This window comes from Enterobacter cloacae complex sp. P2B, from assembly GCF_014895985.1.
Taxonomy (GTDB): domain Bacteria; phylum Pseudomonadota; class Gammaproteobacteria; order Enterobacterales; family Enterobacteriaceae; genus Enterobacter; species Enterobacter bugandensis.
Genome location: NZ_JADBQQ010000008.1, coordinates 1 through 23875 on the forward strand (window position 1 = coordinate 1; position 23875 = coordinate 23875).

Consider the following 23875-nt stretch of genomic DNA (forward strand, 5'->3'; position numbering starts at 1 on the left):
AGTCCCCCCCCTCGCACCAATTATCTTATCTCCCTTCTGTAATACCTCTTATTTTCCCTGTTATTTCAAGCTCATCATTATCACCAGAATTGCGCTGACTAATGCGACGCATGATGGCAGTAACACATAATGGCGTAGGTGCTTATGCCAGATCATGCCTGACGTCATAAGCAGCCCTGACACAATGATGGCCTTCCAGCTTTCGATGGAGAGATCGGCAAACATCAAACCGCCAAGGATTACGCCCGGCAGCAATACTCCCCATGCACTTCCCAGCGCCCTGTTCAACATACATCGCCCTTTCATAACGATAATGATAAACAATATCATATGATAAAAATTATCATTTGTCAGCGCGGTGAAGCAAAAAAAATCGCCCTTTCTCCTTATGTAGAATGACAGAAATTTCCTAAGGTGATAAATTGCTCACCTGTTAACTACACATAAACTTTTTCTTATAATTACGCTTTGAGTTTTTTGCATAATTAAGTGCGAAACCACACCTATTCATCTGTTTTAATTAAGTTTTAATAAAAACGCACGACTATGACATCACAATCCTGGCGGTCTTTGGTTCAAAGAAAATATCAATTATCGTTACGTTTATTTTTATTTCTGAACGCAACGTCAGCCGTGTTCTCGGTAACAAACCCGCTCTATTCTGTACGCGTGTTTTCTGCCCCTCTGATTGCTATTTTCGCGATCAGTACTGGCCTGTTCGTCTGGCACTGGAAAAAGCGCGCGCGGAAGATAAATATTCCTGCCGTTTCAGCAATCTTTGGTATTTTGTGGGCCTGGCAAATAGATTCGAAATTTTCGCTAATTACCCATGACCAGGCGATGTATTTGATAATAGCTTTACTCACGGTGCTTTTTATCGGAACGCTGGCCTTCGCCAGTAATATCAAAGCATTTACGCTGCACTCGCTCCCCGCCTTTATTGTCTGCCTGTGGTTAAGTGACCAGGGTATATGGCTAAGAATGTCCTATTCTTTCGCTCTTCCTGTGGTGGCTATTGCTATTCATAACATTTTGCAACGGCGCAACGATCGCTTCGCCCAGGAGCTGCTCTCTCGCCTGCTGGAAGAACGGGAAACTCTGACCGATCTCAGTATGATGGACCCGCTAACCGGGCTCTATAATCGTCGCGGCCTGCAGAGCCGTCTGGAGAACCTGCCGGCGGTAGAAAACGGCGAACATTTTGTTCTTTTGATGGATATCGACCACTTCAAAGCCTATAACGACCATTATGGCCATATGATGGGTGACCAGGCGCTGAAGCGCGTCTCTGCGGCAATTCGTGATGCCGTCCGATCGCGCGATATTGTGGCGCGTTTCGGTGGGGAAGAGTTCATGGTGCTGCTGACGAATATTTCACTTGAACACGCCCGCCATACGGCAGAGCGGATCCGTCAGAAAGTCTATGATTTGAAAATCCCCCATCTGTTCAACGAAAGCGTCGCCACCAATGTCACCATCAGCATCGGTATTGCCATTTTCGAAAACGAGGACGTGGAAAGCGCTCTGGAGAGAGCGGACAGAGCCCTCTATGAAGCAAAGCATTTAGGTCGCAATAACATTCTGCTGAGTGAAGAGCTACAAACCGCTTAAGCGCGTCTTCGGTTAATCAGGACAAAAGTCTTGCCATTGGTATGAGCAATAGTTAGGATTGGCAATCATTATCATTTAGATTTCTATCTCAACTATGGCTACGCATACCGCACACATCGTTGAACCACTCCTCTGGCGAGCGCCCCTCACCAGCGGGAATGCGTCGCTTGCGGATGCCATACGGGACAAGATTGCTAAGACGCGCGCCCACCTGCTGGACTTTATCAGGCTTGATGAAGCGCCCCCGCATCACGCCATGACGCTCGCTGAGTGGCAGCAGCCCTCTACGCTGCAGTCGCTGCTTGCAACCTATTCCGACCATATCTTTCGCAATCAGCCGACCCTAACGCGGGAAAATAAACCTCTGCTTTCCCTGTGGGCACAGTGGTATATCGGGCTGATGGTTCCCCCGCTCATGCTGGCGGTATTAACCCAAAAGAGCATGCTGGCGCTCTCCCCGGATCATTTTCACGTCGAGTTCCACGAAACCGGCCGAGCAGCCTGCTTCTGGATTGATCTGCACGAAGATCGCGGCGCAGAGCAGTTCTCTGCTCAGGAACGTCTGGAACAGCTTGTCATCCAGGCCCTGATCCCAGTGGTAGAGGCACTTGAAGCAACGGGCGAGATCAACGGGAAGCTTATCTGGAGTAATACCGGGTATTTAATTCACTGGTATTTAACAGAAATGAAGCCGCTGCTTGGCGATGAGAAAGTGGAGGCCCTGCGCCAGTCCTGCTTCTTTGCCAAACAGCTTTCCGATGGTCGCGATAATCCGTTATTCCGTACCGTTGTGCTCCGTGACGGGCTTCTGGTACGCCGTACCTGCTGCCAGCGCTATCGCCTGCCGGACGTTAAGCAGTGCGGGGATTGCACGCTGAAGTAGTGCAGTGAATTGCCCGGTGACGCTTCGCTTACCGGGCCTACAAAAACCTCGACTCGTAGGCCGGGTAAGGCGCAGCCACCACCTGCACAACGTCTTTAAGCCACCTGCTGATTGTCCTCTTCCCCATTACGCTGTGCTTCTTCCGCTTCCTGCTCCAGCAGCTGCTTCTCGTACACCTTGAAGAACGGGTAGTAGATGATTGCCGACACGCAGGCCAGAACCACAACCAGGATAGCCGCGCGGAAATCCCAGCCCAGGGCCCATGCTGCGCCTATCGGTGCCGGTGCCGTCCAGGGAACCACTGAAATAACACGACCAATCAGATCAAACGTCATCGCCGCCCAGGCCAGCACGGCGTTAACCATCGGGGCTAGCAGGAACGGAATAAAGAACACCGGGTTCATTACAATCGGCGTACCGAAGATAACGGGTTCGTTGATGTTGAAGAAGCTGGGCACCACGCTCAATCGGCCAATAGAGCGTAAATGCGCTGAACGGCTGCGCAGATAGCAAATCACCAGACCCATCGTCGCACCCGACCCGCCAATCACGATGAAGAACGTCCAGAAGGCTTCCATAAAAATATGTGGCAGAGGATGGCCGGCAGCCAGCGCGGTCTGGTTCGCTCCGAGGTTAGTCAGCCAGAACATCTGCAGCATCCCGGAAACAATAGCCGCCCCGTGGATCCCGGCGAACCACAGCAGGTGGCCAATCAACACCGCCAGCAGGATCGCGGGCAGTGAATCCGCCGCGGAAACCAGAGGTTTGAAGATGGACATAATTGCCTGCGGGATCAGCATGTCAAACTGAGACTGAATCACCAGGCTCAGCGGATAAAGCGTTAACACCACCACCAGCACCGGGATCAGCAGATCAAAGGAGTTTTTGATCATCGGCGGCACCTGGTCCGGCAGACGAATACCGATGTTATGCGCCTTCAGGAAACGCATCATTTCAACGCAGTAAATCGCCACCAGGATGGCGGTAAAAATACCCGTTCCACCCAGGCTGTCGACGGGAAGCGTGCCTTTGGTTTTCGGGGCGGCAACCAGCAGAAAAGCCATCAGCGACAGCATGGCGCACATGAACGGATCCAGCTGGTGCGTTTTGACATAATGTTTGCCAAGGTTATAGGCGATGGCCGCGCAGATATAAATGGACATAATGCCCATCGTCATATCAAACGGCGTCAGGATCTGGCCTTCAAACTGCTTCGCCATATCCAGCCAGGCGCGCGCGAAACCCCAGGTGGTATCAGGCGAAAACGGTGGGTAAGCAAACACTAATAAAAATGAACCCACAATCATGAACGGCATCGCGGAGATGAACCCATCACGAATAGCCATGACATGACGCTGGGACGAGATCCGCCCGGCGATCGGGCTCACGTAATTTTCAACGAAACGGAATATCAGATTAAACGCAGCATGGTTGGCAGACATGGTTGATCTCCTGTCAGACGTTTATTACAGGCGCGCTCGCGCCGCACGTTGTTCCATAAATCAGCTTCACAACCTTGCTGGCTTGCGTACCAGCGGTACTGCTCAGACGAAATGGTTTCATAATTGGCTCTTATTATTGGATACAGGGGACGTTACATACTCAGTATTAATCTACGCATCACGCTCTGCAACCGGTTACTGTAACCGGTTTCTGTGATTGTGAAGAGGATCCAGAAATCAGCCATCCTGGATATTTGTTACTTAAGAGATATTTACAGAGCATAAATTCTTATGACAGATTACGCAGGATATTTGTCAGGAGGAAACAATGAGTTTGCAGTCCGTACAGCAGTTTTTTGCCGACAACGCGCCGGAAATAGAGGTAATAGAACTTAGCCAGAGTACGGCTACCGTTGCGCTGGCTGCTGCCGCCCACCGTGTAGAGCCGGGACAAATCGCCAAAACCCTATCGTTGAAGGTTAAAAATGAGGTGATTCTGGTGGTGGCGAAGGGTGATGCGCGTCTGGATAACAAAAAACTGAAAGACACGTTTGGCGCGAAAGCACGCATGCTCAGCAGTGATGAAGTGGTTACCGTGACGGGTCATCCCGTTGGTGGCGTCTGCCCGTTTGGGCTTGAAAACCCACTTGCGGTTTACTGCGATATCTCTTTAAAACAATACGCTGAAGTGCTCCCCGCCGCTGGCGCTATCCATAGTGCCGTACGTATTTCTCCGGACAGAATGGCAGAGCTGACTTCAGCAAAGTGGGTTGATGTGTGCATCTGAATGACGCGCCAGGGCATATCTGGCGCGCAAAAGGTACAGGTTACAAAAATGTCGGTTTGCTTAGCCCCACAGTTCTCGGTTCTCTAACCGGAAGATGGGTAAGAATATCCGCTGCATCAAGCAATCCTACGTCAGAATTCACCCCTAGCTTCACCATCGCATTAAACTTATGCGCGCGAATAGTCTTGATATTGCGTTCAAGCTGCGCCGCGATTTCGGGAATGGAATATCCGCATGACATATAACGTAAAATTGCTCTTTCCGTTGGGCTTAACATCCGGTTCTGACTGCAGTACCAGTGGTTAAGCATATTGTCATTAATGCGCAGCGTTTCGCTCAACAATACCACTAACTCCTTCAGCAGGTGTTCAAGGGTCACCGATTTACTGACCACACCGTGAAGACGTGAAGGCGAAAGATGGCTAATCAACCTCGCCTCCATCTCATCCGAGACCAGGATAATGCGCTGAATAAGGCTATGCGTAAACGCGAGATCCCGCAGATGCGCCAGGCAGTTACGTCGTTCTTCTCGCGCATCGGAAAGCGAATAGATCAGCGAGAAAAAATTCACGTGTTGCAGTGCTTTCTTAAAGCCATCAAAATCATTAAACAGGTGCAGTTGATATTGGCTGAGTTCAGGCTGCGTAAAAAGATGCTGCAGCCCGACCGCACTCATCGAGCAATTTTCGATGATGGCGATATGTCTTGTTGAATCGGTTTTTTCCATTCCTCGAACTCTCCATAGGCTGACATTAAACTCAGCTCTCTCATTCCCTGTGTACTGTTGATCCAGGCGTACATATCGGCATTACTCCGCAATGAGAGCCTTCGCATCGCACTGTTTTTCTGCGCACTGATCGTCTTATTGCTCTTTTTAAGCAACGTAGCGATTTGGTTAATCCCCCACCCTTTGCCTAACAGGCGAAGCACCTTACGTTCTGAGTGCGTGAGCGCAATAAAGTGTTCGTCGTCATCCTCACTTTCCTCAGGTTCTGGGGTTAATAACGTCTGGCTTATCCGTTCTGCGCGTTCACTCCCTGCCCGGATAGCGTTAACGACACCTTCGATAGGTTCCATATCAGAAAGCAGCGTGCTTTCCGGCCGCATAAGCAGCTCAACGGCAATAGGGTAAAACGGCCGGGAGACCAAAAAGATCCAGTGGATTTCCCGGTACTGGTTCAGTAAGCGGTAATACTCTTCGAGCGTACCCCGTGGGTTCCTGTATTCGCCTGAAACGTCGGCGATAATCACATCTGCGCGGCGCAACTGAAGCAGGGTTAACTCCTGCAGTGAGCGGCAGTAGGTCAATTCAAAATCGGGGAAATGACGTGCCATCACGTCCCCTAACCCATTCTGCATGACGGGTATCCGGCTAATGACAACGCCATGCTTACCAGGCAACGACAACATAGACCCTCCGTGTCCATTTTCCTTCGGTGCGTCATGTAAAACGCACCAAGGTATAAATATTTTCTTCCCTGAGTATAAAAAGATTAATACAAGCAGAAGATGAGATATGTTCTTAGTTTAGGAAATGCCTAAAACAGCGCTAATATCTCACAAAGCGCAAATCAATTTAATTGTGCAGACATTAAAATAACAACAAAATAAAATTAGAATTTCTAAATACAAATATTTTATTATTTCAAATTAATAATTCAGCGTATTAATAAATTAATCCTGTAAGTCGTCGTGACGAGGGGGGGAACTGTTTGCATAAACCTTGATCTGACCCACAGCAAGAGCCACTGCACTTTGTGCTAAAAGTAGGCATTACGGGCCAACCGGCAACTATTCACCTTATCTTCGGGATAATACATGCAGGCAGATCGGTCAACGCAGCGTTCTATCACGCGGCTCTGTATTCAGTGCGGTCTTTTTCTGCTCCAGCACGGCGCGGAAAGCGCGCTGGTCGAGGAGCTTTCAACCCGGCTGGGGCTGGCGCTGGGGATGGACAGCGTTGAGAGCGCTATCTCGTCCAACGCCATTGTGCTGACCACCATTAAAGACGGGCAGTGTCTTACGTCCACCCGTAAAAACCACGACCGCGGCATTAATATGCACGTTGTAACCGAGGTCCAGCACATCGTCATCCTGGCTGAGCATAAGCTTCTCGATCTCAAGGAGATTGAAAAACGTTTTAACCAAATCAAGCCATTACGTTATCCACGCTGGCTGGTCGTGCTCATGGTGGGGCTGTCATGCGCCTGTTTTTGTAAGCTCAATAAAGGTGGCTGGGACGGCGCGATCGTCACCTTTTTCGCCAGCAGCATCGCCATGTACGTGCGCCAGCTGCTGACGCACCGGCAGCTGCACCCGCAAATTAACTTCTGCATTACCGCGTTTGTTGCCACTACGGTGTCTGGCCTGCTGCTGCGCCTGCCGCAGTTTGCCGCTACCCCGACGATTGCGATGGCCGCCAGCGTGCTTCTGCTGGTGCCGGGCTTCCCGCTGATTAACGCCGTTGCCGACATGTTTAAAGGGCACATCAATACCGGGCTGGCACGCTGGGCTATCGCCAGCCTGCTGACGCTGGCGACCTGCATCGGCGTGGTGATGGCGATGACGCTATGGGGGTTACGAGGATGGGCGTGATAGATTTTCTGCTGGCGCTGGCACAGGACATGGCCCTGGCGGCCATTCCTGCCGTCGGCTTTGCGATGGTATTTAACGTTCCGCAACGCGCTCTGCCGTGGTGTGCGCTGCTGGGCGCAATTGGCCACGGCTCGCGAATGGTGATGATGACGGCGGGCTTTAACATCGAATGGTCGACGTTTATCGCCTCTATGCTGGTCGGCAGCATCGGTATTCAGTGGTCGCGCTGGTATCTGGCGCACCCGAAAGTGTTCACCGTCGCCGCCGTTATCCCGATGTTCCCCGGCATATCTGCCTATACGGCGATGATTTCCGCGGTGAAAATCAGCCATTTTGGCTACACCGAGCCGCAGATGATCCTTCTCCTTAGCAACTTTCTTAAGGCGTCCTCCATCGTCGGTGCGCTCTCTATCGGGCTGTCGATACCCGGGCTATGGCTCTACCGCAAACGCCCGCGCGTTTGATATTTGTGTTATTTCGCTGCCGTGGAGATAATCTTTCTGGTCCGTTTGGTAAAAATAAGGAAAGGATGTGGCTAACTCTGGCAGCGAACACCCCGATCACAGTGAAGAATCGAGCCTGAAAGAGAAAATTTTTCAGAGCGCTATCGCGCTGTTTGCCGAATTTGGACTGAACGGCGCCCGCATGGAGCAGATCGCGGAGAAAGCAGGTACCACCAAACGCATGGTCGTTTACCATTTTAAAAACAAAGAAAATCTCTACCTGCTCGTCCTGGAGTACGTTTACACCCAAATTCGTGGTAGTGAAAAGGCGCTTAGCCTGGCGGATATGCCTCCCGTCGAAGCGCTGGTCCATCTGGTTGAAGCCACCTTTGACTATCATGCCGACCACCCGGATTACATCCGCATTATCTGCATGGAAAACATGCAGCGCGGCCGTTTTATGCAGCAGTCAAACTATCTGCGTCAGGTCAACCGCAGCGCGCTCGACCTGCTTGAAGGCATCCTGCGCCGGGGCAAAGAAAAACAGCTTTTCAGCCAGACGGTTGATGCCCGCGACCTTCACCGTCTGATCAGCAGCTTCAGCTTTCACTACGTTGCCAACAGCTACACCTTCACCCTGCTGTTTGAAGAAGGTGCAGACGAGCAGGCCCAGCGCCAGCACTACCGTAAAATGGCCGTTCAGGTGGCGCTGCGTTATACTTGCCCCTAAAATTGCTTGCAATTAAATCGCGCACAATCTATATTCATTTCATGAACGCAAAAACGAACGACACGACCGCTGCGCTCCTGCTGGATAACCAGCTCTGTTTTGCCCTCTATTCGGCAAATCTGGCGCTTAATAAGCTGTATCGGCAACTGCTGGCGCCGCTAAACCTGACTTACCCGCAATATCTGGTGATGCTCGTGCTGTGGGAGCAGGATGACGTGACGGTGTCGGACATCGGTGAACGGCTGTTCCTTGACTCCGCAACGCTGACGCCGCTTCTGAAGCGTCTGGAAAGCGCAGGGCTAATCAACCGCCACCGCTCGCGTAAAGATGAGCGTCAGGTCGCCGTCACGCTGACTGAAGCCGGACGTGAACTTCAGCAGCAGGCACTGGGTATCCCACACGCGGTGGGGTGCGCCGCACAGTGTGATACCGACACCATGCTGGCGCTCAAGCAGCAGCTGGAACTTTTGCGACAACAGATTCAACGCGCGTAAGGCTATACTTTACGCGTTATTATTTAACCATATATATCGCACGCTATTTAATAGCACACATTAAAGCAAAATGAGGAACCTGCCATGTCTTTAGAAAAAGTTGTTTATACCGCCAAAGCAAAAGCAACCGGGGGCCGTGACGGCCGCGCGACCTCTTCCGATGGCGTTCTGGACGTTAAACTGGGCGTGCCCAAAGAGATGGGCGGTATGGGTGGAGAAGTCACGAACCCTGAGCAGCTGTTTGCTGCGGGTTACTCTGCCTGCTTCCTGGGCGCGATGAAGTTTGTGGCGGCTCGCGACAAATTTACCCTGCCAAAAGAGGCGTTTATTGAAGGCGAAGTGGGTATCGGCCCGCTGCCGACCGGTTTTGGTATCGAAGCAAAACTGAATATCCACGTTGAAGGGATGGATCCTGCGGAAGCCAAAAAGCTGGTCGATGCGGCGCATATCGTTTGCCCGTACTCTAACGCGACCCGCGGCAACATCGACGTGACCCTGAATATCATCGCGTGATAACTGCCTGATGGCGCTGCGCTTTTCAGGCCTACGACTGTAGCCCCGGTAAGCGCAGCGCCACCGGGGAAATCCCCTCCATCCCCTCCCCTCTCTGTGCTACCATAAGCCCATATCACGCCCGTAGTAATCAGTTGAGTAAGCGTTATGTCCTCCAGAATTCTGACCACCAGCATTGCTGGCATTGATGCCTTTATGCGCGACCCACGCGGTGTGTTGATCCACGCCGAAGGCGGCACGGTTGCGGTTTTTGCCGACAACGCGCCGGCGTTTTACGCAATCACGCCGGAACGTCTGGCGCAGCTTCTGGAGATCGAAGCGCAGATGTCACGTCCGGCAAGCGACGTCACGCTGGATAACCAGTTTTTTGAAGAACCGGTTAATACCCCGCTAACCGTTCCGATGGGCAAATTTGTCCTGTACGCGGGCTGGCAGCCTGACGCAGATTTTCAGCGGCAGGCAGCATTGTGGGGCATTGCGTTAACTCAGCCAGCCACCGCGGAAGAGCTCGCCGCGTTTATCGCCTGGTGGCAGGCGGAAGGCAAAGTGTTCACCCACATTCAGTGGCAGCAAAAGCTCGCGCGTCATCTTCAAATTATCCGCGCCAGTAACAATGGCCAGCCTAAGCGCGATATCAACACGTTTTCAGAACCGGATAAACAGATCCCGAGTGGATTCCGAGGTGCGAAATGAAGAACGTCGGCGACCTGATGAAACGTCTGCAAAAGATGATGCCAGCCAACGTGAAGCCCGCCTTCACCACGGGTGAAGAGCTGCTGGCGTGGCAAAAGGAGCAAGGTAAAATTCGTGCCGCCGCGCTCGCCCGCGAAAACCGTGCGATGAAAATGCAGCGCACCTTTAACCGCTCCGGTATTCGTCCCCTGCATCAGAACTGCTCGTTTGATAACTATAAAATTGAGACCAGCGGGCAGATGAACGCGCTTGCCGCCGCGCGTCAGTACGTGGATGAATTTGACGGCAATATCGCCAGCTTCATTTTTAGCGGCAAGCCCGGCACAGGTAAAAACCACCTCGCGGCCGCCATCTGCAACGAACTGCTTCTGCGCGGTAAATCGGTCCTCATCATCACCGTGGCCGATATCATGTCCGCCATGAAAGACACCTTCAGTAACCGTGAAACCAGCGAAGAGCAGCTTCTTAACGATCTGAGCAATGTCGATCTACTGGTCATCGACGAGATTGGCGTTCAGACGGAATCCCGTTATGAAAAGGTCATCATTAACCAGATAGTCGATCGCCGCTCTTCGTCCAAACGTCCCACCGGGATGCTGACGAACCACAACATTGACGAGATGACCCGCTTACTGGGCGAACGCGTCATGGACCGCATGAAGCTGGGTAATAGTCTGTATGTCATTTTCGACTGGGACAGTTACCGCAGCCGCGTCACCGGCAAAGAGTATTAAGACAGTTCCAGGAATCGCCAGCAGGGCGCAGGTATATACTGGAACCCCTTCCGGCCCAAAACGGACCTTTTTGAGAAAGCCATTATGAAAAAACAGATTCTTATCAGCACCTTTTTAGGCGCGCTGCTGATTACCGGCGCAGCACAAGCGGCTTCGTGGCAGGAGTCCCTGTCAAGCGCCGCGAATGAGCTGACCAAAGAGAGCAGCAGCGCCCAGGGCGGGCTCTCGGCCTCTTCTCTCACCAGCCTCCTGAGCAACAGTTCCCAGAGCCTGAGCGCGGGCACGATGAACAACGCGGCGGGGATTCTGGAATATTGCGCTAAGCAAAAGCTGGCCTCGGTGACCGACGCGCAAAACGTGAAAAACCAGGTGCTGGGTAAACTGGGTCTCGACACGCAGGAGCAAAAAGCGGATACCAGCTATATGGACGGCATTCAGGGCCTGCTTAACGCGCAAAACGGCCAACAGCTTAACCTAAGCACCCTTGGCAACTCCGCCCTGGCAAAACAGGTGAAAACCAAAGCCTGCGATCTGGTGCTGAAACAAGGCGTTAATTTCATCTCCTGATCCGCCCCATTTTCTGCCACAACACGCCGCGTTTAATGCGATAGGCTTGCATCGCGGCGTTAAACGAGCGTTTTTCCTACCTGCCATCGTCTCAGCGTCCGTTTGTCAGGATGCGACCATCCTCATAAAAACGATTTTATAAACCAAATCCTAACAACAGCACACTTTCGTGACACTAAAATTGCAGCTAAACGACATCGCCATTACATTGTCTTACCAAAAATAAACAGTTAGCCAGCGAAGCACCTGGCGTCATGAGGATATGCTGTTGTCAGAATTCATCTCTCTTATCCTTTTTCTGGCTTCCGTCGGCGTTTATGCCTGGAAAGCCGGCCGTAACACCTGGTGGTTTATCGCCACGCTGGTGGTGCTCGGCATTTTTATCGTTTTAAACATTACCTTATACGCCAGCGATTACTTCACCGGCGACGGCATTAACGATGCTGTGCTCTACACCCTGACGAACAGCCTGACGGGCGCGGGAGTAGGTAAATACATCCTTCCGGGGCTGGGACTGATCGTGGCGCTGGTGACGATTTTCGGCGCGCTCGCCTGGGTGCTGCGCCGCCGTCGCCATCTTCCTCACCATCATGGCTACAGCCTGCTGGCGCTTTTCCTGGCGCTGGCCTCCGTCGACGCCAGCCCCGCGTTTCATCAGATCACCGAGCTTGTAAAATCCCAGTCGCGCGACGGCGATCCGGACTTCGTGGCCTACTATAAAGAGCCGTCGAAAACGATCGCCAACCCGAAGCTCAACCTGGTCTACATCTACGGTGAAAGCCTGGAGCGCACCTACTTTGATAACGATGCGTTTCCGAACCTCACGCCGGAACTGGGCGCGCTGAAAAACGAAGGTCTCGATTTCAGCCACACCATGCAGTTACCCGGCACGGATTACACTATCGCCGGGATGGTGGCCTCCCAGTGCGGTATCCCGCTGTTCGCACCTTTTGAAGGCAACGCCTCCGCCTCGATGTCGACGTTCTTCCCGCAGAATATTTGCCTGGGCGATATCCTGAAAAACTCCGGCTATGAAAACTACTTTATGCAGGGAGCAAACCTGCGCTTTGCCGGAAAAGATGTGTTCCTGAAATCCCACGGTTTTGACCACCTGTATGGCTCAGAAGAGTTAAAAACGACGGTTGCCGATCCCACCTACCGCAACGACTGGGGCTTCTATGACGATACGGTGCTGGACGAAACCTGGAAGAAATTCGAGGAACTTTCCCGCGCCGGGAAGCGTTTTTCTCTCTTTGCGCTGACGGTAGATACGCACCATCCGGACGGGTTCGTCTCGCGCACCTGTAAGCGAAAAAGCTATGACGTGGACGGCAAAAACAACAAGTCTTTCAGCGCCGTGACCTGTAGCCAGGAGCACATCGCCGCGCTGGTCGAGAAAATCAAAGCCTCGCCGTGGTTTAAAAACACCGTCATCGTCGTATCGTCTGACCATCTGGCAATGAAAAACAGCGCGTGGGACCAGCTCAGCAAGCAGGATCGCAGCAACCTGTTCTTCGTGCTGCGCGGCGACCAGCCGCAGCAGGAGTTAATCGCCACCAAACGCAACTCCATGGATAACGGCGCAACCGTGCTGGACATTCTGGGGGGCGACAACTTTATTGGCCTCGGGCGCAGCACGCTGTCGGGGCAATCCCTGTCGGAAGTGTTCCTCAACATGAAGGAAAAAATTCTCGCCTGGAAGCCCGACATCATCCGCCTGTGGAATTTCCCGAAAGAGATGAAAGACTTCACCGTCGATCGGGATAAAAACACCGTTGCCTTCTCCGGCAGCAATTTCCGCCTGCCGCTGCTGGTGCGCGTGTCGGATAGTCGCGTCGAACCGCTGCCGGAAAGCGAGTATTCCGCGCCGCTGCGCTTCCAGCTGGCCGATTTCGCCCCTCGCGATAACTTCGTCTGGATTGACCGGTGTTACAAAATGGGTCAGCTCTGGTCGCAGCCGCTGGCGCTCTCTACGGACTGGTGCGTCTCTCAGGGCCAGCTTGGCGGGGAGCAAACCGTGCAGCATGTCGACAAAGCCCAGTGGAAAGGCAAAACCGCCTTTAAAGATACGGTGATTGATACGGCTCGCTATCAGCAAAACATCGACATGCTGAAAATCGTCGACAACGACATCCGCTATAAAGCGGACAGCTTTATCTTTAACGTGGCCGGCGCGCCCGAAGAGGTGAAGCAGTTTAGCGGCATCTCCCGTCCGGAGTCGTGGGGACGCTGGTCAAACGCGCAGCTGGGCAACGAGGTGAAAATCGAGTACACCCATCCGCTGCCGCAACAATTTGATCTGGTGATTACGGCCAGGGCTTATGGACCCAATGCCAACAAGCCCGTCCCCGTTCGCGTGGGAGATCGGGAGCAGACGTTAACGCTTGGAAACGACGTGAGCACGCACACGCTGCACTTTGAGAATCCTTCGCGCAGCAATACCCTGGTGATCGTACCGCCGGACCCGCAGTCCACCAATGAAGGAAATATTCTCGGCCATTCACCGCGCCAGCTCGGGATCGGCATGGTCGAAATCAAAATCGTCAGCAAAGCGGGTTAAGACGCGTCGCGCCCGGCGTTCTGCCGGGCGCTTATGAAAATAAATAATCCTATAATATTCTTATAAATTAGATTAAAACACTTTATATCAGCCATTTTAATCTATAAATATCCCGCCAAAATCCATATCCGTAAAATTCCAAGCTCCTTAAATCACCACGGAGCGTTACGCACGTTTATCATGCTAACCGGCTATAAGTTCGAATCCATCCGGGCACTGCGCACTGAAAATGTGATTGCCTGGGAGGTATTGTCCACGGCAAAGCCCAACGTCAATCTTGAAGATTACTTTGGCTCGCTGTCGGCGGCGCAGCGTAAAGCGCACTTCTTTGCGCAGCTTCGTCACGCCATGTTTTGCAAGGATGGCGACAAGTATTACCTCAATGCAGCATCGGATTTACTGCTGGAAACGGACTTCCTCGACAGGCTAAAAGAAGAAACCTCGTGCCCGGAGAAACTTGCTATCGAGATCACCGATCTCCATACGATGGTCCAACTCGACGTTACGCAAAGCCAGGCGCTGAGGAAATGCATCGCGACGCTCCATCAGTGGGGGATAGAAGTGTGGGCAGACGATGTCTGCGAAGACCTACTTCCCGACCTGCTGACCAGCCAGATCCGCTTCTGCGGCATCAAAATTGACAAACATACCTTCTGGAACGGACGGACCGAGCAGGCGAAGTTTCTGCATCTCACCCGCGAGTGCAAGCGCGTCGCCAGCAAGGTGCTGATCGAAGGCATCGAAACCGCGGGTGATTTCGCGCTGGCCTGCGCGAGCGCGGCCGATTACGGCCAGGGCTATCTGTGGGGGAGAAAATGACCCCTTTCATTTTGAATGCTGGCGATCGGGTCATCGTTCTGCGCGGCAACGCCTGCTTATGGCCTTGCCCCACCTTTTGCTGCCATACCCTGGCAGAATGCCATCAAAAACGCTGCCTGCTGGACGCTCAGTCATTCGCTTTGTAATTGCACTGTTACTCACGTCAGGAAATAAGATCATGAAAATTATTCCCACCGCTGTATGTTGTTCCGCTCTCCTGCTTCCTGCTGCTGCGATCGCCGCAGACAGTACCGCAAGCGCGACGATGCATGTATCACTTGAGGTCGTGAAGTCGTGCACCCTCAAAGCCAACGACCTCAACTTCTCGCGTCACGGCTCCGATGAGTCGAGCGAAATCCTGGCCAAAACGCAGGTCGATATCGTCTGTACCAACGGCACGCCGTTCACCCTCACCGCCACCAGCCCCGACGGCGAAAGCGGCACCTTCTGGCTGAAGCCGGAAAACGGCGAAACCGGGGCGCAGAAGATTGCGTGGAAACTCTTTGCTGACGAAGGCAAACAGAAGCAAATCAACGAGACGACTGGTCTGGACGATACCGGCAACGGTGCGGAACAGGAAGAAACGCTGTATGGCGTCATTGACGCCGGGGCGCTGACAACCGCCCAGGCAGGGAACTACAGCGACGATATCACGTTAAAACTGGAGTACTGATCGTGCGTCGCTACCTTCCCTGCTTCATTCTGTGGCTCATGATGCTGGCGCTGCTGTCGCGCTACGCGCTGGCCGCCACGCTTCAGGTGGCCCCGGTAACACTCGATCTGCAGAGCGACCAGCGGGCAGCGGCGGTCTATCTCACAAACAGTGGGAAAGCGGCCATCAATGCGCAGATTCGGGTATACGAATGGACGCAAAAAAACGGTAAAGATGTGCTGGTGTCCACCGGGGAGGTGGTCACCAGCCCGGCGATGACTTCACTGGCGCCGGGCCAGCAGCAACTGGTGCGCATTATCGTCATGCAGCCCGGCATCCGTGCGCAGGAGCAAAGTTACCGGCTGGTTATTGACGAACTGCCGGACGCCGCGTCCCGTGCCGCCAACCCCTCCGCGGTACACTTCCTGCTGCGCTACTCGATTCCGGTGTTTATTGCCGGGAGCCAGAGCGCGCCCGTCAGCCACGATGCCCTGAGCTGTGAGCAGGCAGACATACCGGCCACTCTCCGCTGCTTTAACGCCGGAAACCGCCACATCCGCCTGAGCCACCTTGAGGCCCTGACGGCCGATGGGAAGGTTGTCGGGTCGATTAAAGGCCTGGCGGGCTATGTGCTCCCGGGACAAACCGCCCTTTTATCGCTCAAGCAGCCCACACGTCACGCGCTCAGCTCGCTGCGCGTCTATCTTAATGATGACCATCATGACAGCCAGATACCCCTGCGCCCGCTCGCTTCTCGCGCTCCTGTTTTGGCTACCGCTCATGCTGTCAGCCCGGACTGAGCCCGCCGACACCGTGCAATGGCTGGCCATTACCGTGAACCACGCCCCGCGAGGCGAGCTATGGGCCTGCCGGGTGGTGGATAATGCGCTATGGATAAGCCGCAGCGACATGAAAAAGCTGGGGCTTCACGCCCCGGACGATCGCGCAGAGTGGGTTGAGCTGACCTCCCTGCCGGGCCTGAACGTCAATCTCGACGTGCTGTCCCAGCAGGTGTCGATTACCGCAGAGGCAGACGCGCTCGAGGGCCAGCAGCATCTGACCGTCTCAAGGCCCACGCCGATGTACCGCTATCCTGATGCGCAGCCCGTCAACGCCTATACGCTCGGATATGCGCTCTACGCCAGCGACGTGCAAGGGAAGCGCCAGCTTAACGCCCAGACCATTCTGACCGCGTCCGGTGGGCTACCCGGAACGTTCAGCAGCAGTTTTTCAAGCCATGTCGGGGAGGAAAACAGCGCCGGTCGACCGACCCATACGCGTCTCGAAACCCGCTGGCAGTGGGACAACACCGACTCGCTGACCACGCTGGCGCTGGGCGACAGCGTCACCACCGGCACCGGCTGGAGCCGACAGGTACGCTTTGGCGGGCTGCACTGGGCACGTAACTTTGAGCTCAATCCCCAGCTCAATACCGAACCGCGCAGCCGCTACAGCGACACGGCCGTGCTGCCTTCCACGGTCGATTTGTATATCGACGGCCTTAAGCAGAGCAGCCAGCGCGTCACGCCGGGAGACTTTCTACTGGATACCCTGCCCTCCTTCACCGGAAGCGGACAGGCGGAGGTGGTCATTACCGATATCAACGGCCAGCGTCGCACCGTACAGCTCGATCTCTACGGCGCGCCGGGCATGCTGGCGGAAGGGTTCAGCAGCGGTTCGCTGGACATCGGCTGGATGCGCGAAAACTACTCCCTGCGCTCCGACGACTATGCCGCCTCGCCGCTGCTGGACGCGGGCTGGGGCTATGGGGTGAATAATAGCCTGACGCTGGCGCTGCATACGGAACAGCAGCGCAGGCTGCGCAACGTGGGTATGGGCACCGACTGGCTGGTCTCTCCCGCCTTGGGGGTGGTCAGCCAGCACGTTGCCGTGAGCGACAGCCCTTATGGGCAGGGCGTTCAGTGGGGCCTTGGCTGGCAGTGGAACGGCAGAGGAACGAGCATTTCTGCCAGCACCGTCCGTACCGAGGCGGATTTCGCCGACAACGCCCGCATGAGCGGTGCCGCGCCCGTCAGACGCAGCGACAGCGTTTGGGTAAGCCAGTCCATCCCCCACTTCGGTACCGTGGGCGCGGGCTGGGTACAGCAGAACATTCAGGGCAGCACAGAGCGTTACCTCAACGCCTCCTGGTCGGTATCGCTGCCGGCACACATCTCCACCACGCTGAGCTACACCCGCTCGTTTACGGACGCGTCGAGCCACGTTCAGCTACTGCTTTCCGTCCCATTGGGTCGCGAGGACACGCTCTCCGCTCAGGTCAGCCGGGATACGCCGCGCATGGATTACCGCCACCAGCCGGACGATGAGGCCGGCGGCTGGTCATGGGAGCTGGGCCAGGGCTTCGGCGAACGACGTGAAAGATATGCGGACGTCGGCTACCTGGGCCGAGCGGGCGAATGGCACGTTGGGCTGCAGCAAGGTGCCAACCAGGGCAACCAGTACGCCTCCGCCGAAGGCAGCCTGACGCTGCTGGACGGCAGCCTGTACCCGCTGCGCTACATCCAGCAGGGCATGGCGCTGGTGTCCACCCACGGCATTGGGCACGTACCGGTAATGCTGGAAAACCGCCCGGCCGGTGAAACGGATGAAGACGGTTATCTCCTGCTGACCGACCTGCCGCGCTACCACAACAGCAAAGTCAGCATTAACCCGCTCGATCTGCCCGCCGATGTGATCGCCCCTGTTACCGACATGCATGCCAGACCGGGCAACAGCAGCGCGGTGAAAGTCGAGTTTAACGTCCATCACGCCGTCACGGTTCAGGCCCGGCTGGTCGACAGCCGCCGCAGGCCGCTCCCGCTGGGCAGCATCGTGTCAACGCCGCAGGGTGCCACCATCGTAGGACGCGACGGCTTTATCTGGCTTGAAGATCCGCCCCTGCCGGGCGAACTGGTGGTGAAGACCGGTGAGGGAGAGTGCCGGGTCACGCTTCCGGCGCCCCGTACCGCGTCATCTATACAGAATATCGGAGAACAACTGTGTCATTAAGAGCGCCGTTATTATTGCTGCTCGTCCTGTCCGTGAAGGCGATGGCGGCAGCCTGCTGGATAACCTCCATGCCCGCCATTAACTTTGGCAACGTTGTGGCGGGCAATACCACCTCCGTCAACACCGAGGTCAAATTTAGCTGCCAGGCCGACAACGAGGGCAGGACGGAATATATTAACGTCTGCCTGAGCAGCGTAGACGCCCCGCCCTTTGAGATGATCTCGCCGGGGGATCAGGAGGGAAAACAGTACACCCTTCTCTTCCGCCTGCTTAACGGCGCAGCGCGCTCTCAGGAGCTGGGGCCTGCCAGCAACGGGAACCTGATTCAGCAGACCCTCGCCGCGGAAAGCAATGCCAACGTAAGCGGTACCTTTCCGCTTATCGCTACCATTCCGCCAGGGCAAAGCCAGCTTCCGGCCTACCACTATTACAACTACAACATGAATCTGCGCATCGCCTGGCACAGCGCCCTGCGCCAGGACGCGCTGCAAAACTGCTCGGACGGTTCCGCAGAGGGGCAGCAGGTGCAGGGCGGCACCAGCGCTCAGGCCGAAATCAGCCAGGGGTGCTACATCGAGCGCGTGACGCCGCTTAACTTCGGCACGCTGACCAGCACCGCTACCCTGAGCCCGACGCGATCCTCCGCCACCCTCACCACGCGCTGTCCGGCCGGAACCGCGTTCACCCTTGCCATGGGAAAAGGCAACCATGCCAGCGGTAACCAGCGGCAGCTCTGCAACAGCGAGGGTCATTGCCTGCGCTACGGTCTCTGGCAGGATGAGGCGGCCACGCAACGCTGGGGAGATCAAAGCAGCGGCGATGCGCTGCAGGTCACCAACCCTGCAGGCGGCACCCAGAACTACACCGTTTACGGCGAGGTCCCGGCACAGCCGCTAACCGGTACCGGGGAGTTTATTGATGACGTGATTATCACGCTGACTTATTAAATCACCCAAAAACCTGTCTGGATCAATGTTATCGGTAACAGTGGCGTTAAAATAGCCAGCAATGCAGCCTTGAGGGCGTAAGCCTTTTTTCATTCATTATCTCTGTTTTTATTACAACAACTTATGAAATACCTGCTTGCTGACGCCATCGTCTATAACGACGAGGACGGCTCTGTTTCTCTTATCAATGCGCCGGATGAGGATGCGCAGCTCCTCACCTGCACGGCCAATACCATCATGAGGCTGCTGGTTCAGCATCACGGGAACGTGGTCGAACGGGAAACCTTTCTCCAGGAAGTCTGGGATCGGCGAGGGCTCCAGGGGTCTAACAACTCCTTAAATCAGTACATCAGCATTCTGCGCAAGATGCTGGCGACCCTGCTTCCCGACGCGCTGTTTATCGTTACCGTACCGAAAACGGGCTTTATGCTCAGCGCAGACGTCACCGTCACTCCGCTGGAGGAGGCCCCCCCGATCGCCAAAACGGTGAAACCTGCATGGCGCGTTCGCCCGGAATGGCTGTTCTGCGGCGCGCTCACGCTGGTCTTCGTTGCGCTAAGCATCTGGATCGTGCTCATCAAGCCAGACGCCCCGCAGCGGGAGATCCATCTGCTGACGCATATCGGCACCTGTCCGGTTTACACCTTTACGCCGCTGGCGGACGTGTTTCACGGGAAGGCGATTACGCTCGCGCAAACGCTTCAAAAGGACGGTCACCTTCCGTGTCTGAAAAATTCGATTTTCTACATGCACATTCAGAGAACGCTTTTCTACGGCCACGAAGGGCGGCTGGTGCTCTCCCAATGCTCCCTCACGCGGGGTAAAGCCAGCGCCTGTCGTACGCTTTACTATTACGAGTGGTGATATGAGACAGAAAAAAGTTTGGCTAATCCTGATCCTCAACCTGCTGCTGCTGGGCACAGCGCTGGCGTGGTATTTTCACACGCCTCCGCTGTCGGTAGCCTGCGACGGAAACCTGACGTTTACCGACGAGCGCGACAGCCACAATTTCACCTTTGACGGTGAGGTCATTATGCGCTTTCACCCCGACAAAACGGGGTACATCACGGTTAACGGCAACGTGGTGAATGCCCCGCGCAGCTGGGAGGTTTCCCGCCAGGAGATGTTTAAATGGCGTCACGTGGAGGACGAACTGTATGAGATCGTCATTCAAAAAGTGGAGCGTTTTAGCCATGACGCGATGCCGCCCGGGGTCTTTGAAAAATACGTTGCCGGCCTGACGCTGGGCAATAAAAGGCTTCTGACGATAGAGCGCACGCCGGAAGACGCGCTGGTGATCAGCAATTTTTATTCGCCGGTGCTGATCTGCTCGGAATAATGTCGACGGGTCAGGCTATACTTGCCGCCATGACTATTCGCATTCGCCCCACCACCCTCAGCGACGTTGCCGCCCTGTCCGCCATTGAACGCGCGGCTGCCGGGCGATTCCGCGACATCCCGGAACTCGCCTGGCTTGCCGACGGCGAGGTCATTCCCGCTGAGCAACACCTCGACTATGCCGAACGCGGGCTCAGCTGGCTGGCGCTGGCAAACGACCAGCCCGTTGGGTTTGTCCTTGCCGAAGCCCATCCGTCATCACTGTTTATTGTCGAACTCTCGGTTGATCTGGACTGGCAGGGAAAAGGGATTGGCAGACAGCTCATCGCCTGCGTGGCAGATTGCGCCCGTAAAAGGGGGCTGACCGCGCTGACGCTGACGACGTTCCGGGACGTACCGTGGAATGCGCCCTTCTATGCGCGGCTGGGGTTTGAAATGATGACGAGGCTGACGCCTGAATTGCGTGAAAAACGCGAAGAAGAGACGGCGCACGGTTTAGCGTATGACTCCCGCTGCGCCATGCGCCTGCCTCTGTAATATCGCCCGGTGGCGCTGCGCTTACCGGGCCTACAAAACCCTGAACAGTGGGCCGGGTAAGGCGCAGCCGCCACCCGGCACAACGCACGGCGTTAGAACGTTTCCCAGTTATCACCTGCATCGGCAGTCGCGGTTTTACGCGTCATTACCGGTGCGGCAACGGCTTTCGCCGAAGCGAATTCACGCGCCTTCATCTGCTCCTGCTGAATGCGGAACACTGCCACGGCCTGCGTCAGACGGCTCGCCTGCTCTTCCAGCGCCGCCGCCGCTGCGGCTGACTCTTCTACCAGCGAGGCGTTCTGCTGGGTCACGCGATCCATCTCTGCCACCGCCAGGCCCACCTGGTCGATACCGCGGCTCTGCTCGTCGGACGCAGAGGCAATCTCGCCCATGATATCGGTCACGCGGGTCACCGCGTTCACGATCTCACCCATGGTTTCACCGGCGCTTTCCACCAGCGTTGAACCCACTTCCACGCGTCCCACGGAGTCTTCAATCAGGCTCTTGATCTCACGTGCTGCCTGAGCGCTGCGCTGGGCCAGGTTACGCACTTCCCCTGCCACCACCGCAAATCCACGGCCCTGTTCGCCCGCACGCGCCGCTTCTACCGCCGCGTTCAGCGCCAGGATGTTGGTCTGGAAGGCAATGCCGTCGATCACGCTGATGATATCGGCAATTTTCTGCGAACTGCCCGCGATGTCACGCATGGTTTGCACCACGTTGTCCACCACCTTGCCGCCCTTCTGCGCGGTTTCAGACGCGCTTAGCGCCAGGTGGCTCGCCTGACGGGCGTTCTCGGCGTTCTGCTTAACGGTCGCCGTCAGCTGCTCCATGCTGGCAGCGGTCTCTTCCAGGGAAGCGGCCTGCTGTTCAGTACGGGAAGAGAGGTCGTTATTGCCCATCGCGATTTCGCTCGCGCCGCTATAGATAGCGTTCGCGCCGTTACGCACGTCGCCCACGGTACGCACCAGTTCGCCCTGCATATGACGCAGCGAGTCGGCCAGTTCGCCCATCTCGTTAGAGCCTTCCACGTCGATGCGCTTCACCAGGTCGCCGCTGGCGATGTGGCGGATATTGTCAATGAGACGCGTCAGCGGAGAGATCAGCGCCTGCTTGATACCCAGCCAGACGGCCACGATCACCACCAGCACGGCAACCAGCACGCTGATCAGCACCCAGATAGCCTGAGTGTAAGAGCTGTTGCTGTCTTCAACCGCCATCTGGTACAGCTTGTCGTTCTGCTGCAGGTAGCTCACGTACTGCTTCTCGAATCCATCCTGGTAGCTCTGGGTCGGCTGGTCGAAGAAGGCGTTGATTTTGCCCGCCCCCAGCAGCTGAATTAGCTCAGCCAGCGCACCGTGGTAGATATCGTAGTTACGTTTAATTTCCAGCGCAGCGGCGTCGCTCTGACGCGGGTCGCGCGGCAGGGCTTCATAGTCAGCCCAGTTTTTTTCCGCCTGTTTCAGCGAGGCAGACGCAATCTGCATCAGATCGTTAACGGTCGCGCCGCTGCCGATATTGTTCTGATCCATCATGTAGCGGATGCCCGCGCGGTTCAGGGTATTACGGGTTTGCAGCAGCGCAACCCAGCTCCCGTTAAGGGTGGATTGTTGCTGACGAATGGTTTGCAGGACGGTGAAATTCTCTTTGTCATTCTTCAGAGCATTAAAGAAAAGACCACCGGATGTGAGTTGTAAAAGGCCAAATATCGCTAAAACCAGCATTAAGCTGGTGACAATCTTGATACGGTTTAACATGTTTTCTCTTTCCTCAGACAGATACAGAATTTTCGGCCTGGAAAGGGAAAACTTTACGAAAATCATCCTGGAATTTGTGGTTTTTACTCTTCTTCCCGCGCTGCGTTATGCCGGTTCCCGAGTTCAATAAACTCTTCCAGCAGCGCCGTCAGCTGCTTCATCTTCTCCGGGGTGTATTCCGCCTCAATCTGCTGATACGCCTCTTCCACCTGCGCCTGGGCGTGCTCGTACAGCGCATTTCCCTCTTTGGTCAGCGACACGTACAGCTTGCGCTGGTCGTTCACCGGCTTTAAGCGCAGCACCAGGCCGTCGCGCTCCATGCGCGTCAGAATGCCGGTCAGGCTCGGGCGCAGAATACAGGTGCGAAACGCCAGATCGTGAAAATCCATCGACGGATGTTCAGCCAGCACGCGCACGATGCGCCACTGCTGCTCGGTGAGGTTATGCCGCTTCACAATCGGACGGAAGTACGACATCGCCGCTTCCCGCGCCTGCAAAAGCGCGATGGTTAATGAATCATGCATAGCCTCTCCCCTTAACATCATTAACAAGTAAACGATTCATAAAAGATGTTTTTATAAACAACACGTTTCCTGCCAGAAAGTCTAACAGAAACCGTTCGTTTTTATTAATCAACTGATTTACATAGGATTAAAATCTATAATGTAAATTTATTGTTATTCATATCACAAATTCTTCACTTCTGATTGCGAAATAAACAGCAAAAGCATAAAAACAGATCATTAACATATTAATGAAATCAT

The 23875-nt window shown here is 55.0% G+C and carries 26 protein-coding genes; 20 read left to right on the forward strand and 6 right to left on the reverse strand.

The window, feature by feature from the left end:
* Positions 1-60: 60 nt before the first annotated feature.
* Positions 61-330, reverse strand: a complete 270-nt coding sequence (locus IM313_RS08105; RefSeq protein ID WP_032644970.1) for a DUF1435 domain-containing protein — start codon at positions 328-330, stop codon at positions 61-63.
* Positions 331-546: 216 nt separating this feature from the next.
* Between IM313_RS08105 and IM313_RS08110 the strand changes: the two genes are divergently transcribed.
* Complete coding sequence (locus IM313_RS08110) at positions 547-1611, forward strand: GGDEF domain-containing protein (protein ID WP_192971581.1); 1065 nt, start codon at positions 547-549, stop codon at positions 1609-1611.
* 94 nt (positions 1612-1705) lie between these two features.
* Positions 1706-2494 (forward strand): siderophore-iron reductase FhuF, encoded by a 789-nt coding sequence (fhuF, locus tag IM313_RS08115; RefSeq protein ID WP_192971580.1) that lies wholly within the window; start codon positions 1706-1708, stop codon positions 2492-2494.
* Between the two features lie 95 nt (positions 2495-2589).
* Here the strand turns inward: fhuF and IM313_RS08120 are convergent, their stop codons facing one another.
* Complete coding sequence (locus IM313_RS08120) at positions 2590-3936, reverse strand: PTS sugar transporter subunit IIC (protein ID WP_028015425.1); 1347 nt, start codon at positions 3934-3936, stop codon at positions 2590-2592.
* Between the two features lie 328 nt (positions 3937-4264).
* On the opposite strand from IM313_RS08120, the gene IM313_RS08125 reads away from it, so the two are divergent.
* On the forward strand, positions 4265-4723 hold the full coding sequence (locus IM313_RS08125) for a YbaK/EbsC family protein (RefSeq protein ID WP_023331967.1): 459 nt from the start codon (positions 4265-4267) through the stop codon (positions 4721-4723).
* Between the two features lie 40 nt (positions 4724-4763).
* On the opposite strand, the gene bglJ is transcribed toward IM313_RS08125, so the two are convergent.
* Together bglJ and IM313_RS08135 are read right to left on the reverse strand one after the other, a co-directional pair.
* Positions 4764-5399 (reverse strand): DNA-binding transcriptional activator BglJ, encoded by a 636-nt coding sequence (gene bglJ / locus IM313_RS08130; protein WP_136343988.1) that lies wholly within the window; start codon positions 5397-5399, stop codon positions 4764-4766.
* A complete protein-coding gene (locus IM313_RS08135; RefSeq protein ID WP_041911300.1) occupies positions 5396-6133 on the reverse strand; it encodes a LuxR C-terminal-related transcriptional regulator in 738 nt (245 codons plus the stop codon). The genes bglJ and IM313_RS08135 overlap by 4 nt, the downstream gene beginning before the upstream one ends.
* Positions 6134-6541: 408 nt before the next feature.
* Between IM313_RS08135 and IM313_RS08140 the strand changes: the two genes are divergently transcribed.
* From IM313_RS08140 to IM313_RS08220, 17 genes are all read left to right on the forward strand, one after another.
* A complete protein-coding gene (locus IM313_RS08140) occupies positions 6542-7318 on the forward strand; it encodes a threonine/serine exporter ThrE family protein (RefSeq protein WP_192971579.1) in 777 nt (258 codons plus the stop codon).
* Positions 7309-7782 carry a threonine/serine exporter gene (locus IM313_RS08145; RefSeq protein ID WP_041911301.1) on the forward strand — a complete coding sequence of 158 codons (474 nt, stop codon included), beginning with the start codon at positions 7309-7311 and terminating at the stop codon, positions 7780-7782. Before IM313_RS08140 ends, IM313_RS08145 begins: the two co-directional genes overlap by 10 nt.
* Before the next feature lie 67 nt (positions 7783-7849).
* Positions 7850-8491 (forward strand): TetR family transcriptional regulator, encoded by a 642-nt coding sequence (locus tag IM313_RS08150; RefSeq protein ID WP_048999317.1) that lies wholly within the window; start codon positions 7850-7852, stop codon positions 8489-8491.
* Positions 8492-8532: 41 nt separating this feature from the next.
* Positions 8533-8985 carry a MarR family winged helix-turn-helix transcriptional regulator gene (locus IM313_RS08155; RefSeq protein ID WP_028015419.1) on the forward strand — a complete coding sequence of 151 codons (453 nt, stop codon included), beginning with the start codon at positions 8533-8535 and terminating at the stop codon, positions 8983-8985.
* A gap of 84 nt (positions 8986-9069) precedes the next feature.
* The gene (locus IM313_RS08160; protein WP_013095463.1) at positions 9070-9498 is read left to right on the forward strand and encodes an organic hydroperoxide resistance protein; all 429 of its coding nucleotides are present in this window, start codon (positions 9070-9072) and stop codon (positions 9496-9498) included.
* Between the two features lie 147 nt (positions 9499-9645).
* Entirely contained in the window at positions 9646-10191 is a 546-nt protein-coding gene (gene dnaT / locus IM313_RS08165) for a primosomal protein DnaT (RefSeq protein WP_192971578.1), read from the forward strand.
* On the forward strand, positions 10188-10925 hold the full coding sequence (dnaC, locus tag IM313_RS08170; protein ID WP_028015417.1) for a DNA replication protein DnaC: 738 nt from the start codon (positions 10188-10190) through the stop codon (positions 10923-10925). The genes dnaT and dnaC overlap by 4 nt, the downstream gene beginning before the upstream one ends.
* A gap of 84 nt (positions 10926-11009) precedes the next feature.
* Entirely contained in the window at positions 11010-11492 is a 483-nt protein-coding gene (locus tag IM313_RS08175) for a DUF2501 domain-containing protein (RefSeq protein WP_028015416.1), read from the forward strand.
* Positions 11493-11760: 268 nt separating this feature from the next.
* On the forward strand, positions 11761-14052 hold the full coding sequence (gene opgB / locus IM313_RS08180; protein ID WP_192971577.1) for a phosphatidylglycerol--membrane-oligosaccharide glycerophosphotransferase: 2292 nt from the start codon (positions 11761-11763) through the stop codon (positions 14050-14052).
* A 180-nt stretch (positions 14053-14232) separates the two neighbouring features.
* Positions 14233-14871 (forward strand): EAL domain-containing protein, encoded by a 639-nt coding sequence (locus IM313_RS08185; RefSeq protein ID WP_048999315.1) that lies wholly within the window; start codon positions 14233-14235, stop codon positions 14869-14871.
* A gap of 178 nt (positions 14872-15049) precedes the next feature.
* Positions 15050-15544 (forward strand): spore coat protein U domain-containing protein, encoded by a 495-nt coding sequence (locus IM313_RS08190; protein WP_028015413.1) that lies wholly within the window; start codon positions 15050-15052, stop codon positions 15542-15544.
* A 2-nt stretch (positions 15545-15546) separates the two neighbouring features.
* Positions 15547-16323, forward strand: coding sequence for a molecular chaperone (locus IM313_RS08195; RefSeq protein WP_192971576.1), 777 nt, complete (start codon positions 15547-15549; stop codon positions 16321-16323).
* Positions 16244-18532, forward strand: a complete 2289-nt coding sequence (locus IM313_RS08200; RefSeq protein ID WP_226837460.1) for a fimbria/pilus outer membrane usher protein — start codon at positions 16244-16246, stop codon at positions 18530-18532. Before IM313_RS08195 ends, IM313_RS08200 begins: the two co-directional genes overlap by 80 nt.
* The gene (locus IM313_RS08205; RefSeq protein ID WP_192971575.1) at positions 18523-19479 is read left to right on the forward strand and encodes a spore coat U domain-containing protein; all 957 of its coding nucleotides are present in this window, start codon (positions 18523-18525) and stop codon (positions 19477-19479) included. The genes IM313_RS08200 and IM313_RS08205 overlap by 10 nt, the downstream gene beginning before the upstream one ends.
* Before the next feature lie 123 nt (positions 19480-19602).
* Entirely contained in the window at positions 19603-20343 is a 741-nt protein-coding gene (locus tag IM313_RS08210; RefSeq protein WP_192971574.1) for a winged helix-turn-helix domain-containing protein, read from the forward strand.
* Position 20344: 1 nt separating this feature from the next.
* Positions 20345-20818, forward strand: coding sequence for a hypothetical protein (locus IM313_RS08215; protein WP_028015408.1), 474 nt, complete (start codon positions 20345-20347; stop codon positions 20816-20818).
* A 29-nt stretch (positions 20819-20847) separates the two neighbouring features.
* On the forward strand, positions 20848-21354 hold the full coding sequence (locus tag IM313_RS08220) for a GNAT family N-acetyltransferase (protein WP_059357837.1): 507 nt from the start codon (positions 20848-20850) through the stop codon (positions 21352-21354).
* Positions 21355-21446: 92 nt separating this feature from the next.
* Here IM313_RS08220 and tsr read toward each other — a convergent pair whose 3' ends face one another.
* Entirely contained in the window at positions 21447-23111 is a 1665-nt protein-coding gene (gene tsr, locus IM313_RS08225; protein WP_045259638.1) for a methyl-accepting chemotaxis protein, read from the reverse strand.
* 83 nt (positions 23112-23194) lie between these two features.
* Positions 23195-23635, reverse strand: coding sequence for a homoprotocatechuate degradation operon regulator HpaR (hpaR, locus tag IM313_RS08230; RefSeq protein WP_023334396.1), 441 nt, complete (start codon positions 23633-23635; stop codon positions 23195-23197).
* Positions 23636-23875 lie beyond the last annotated feature (240 nt).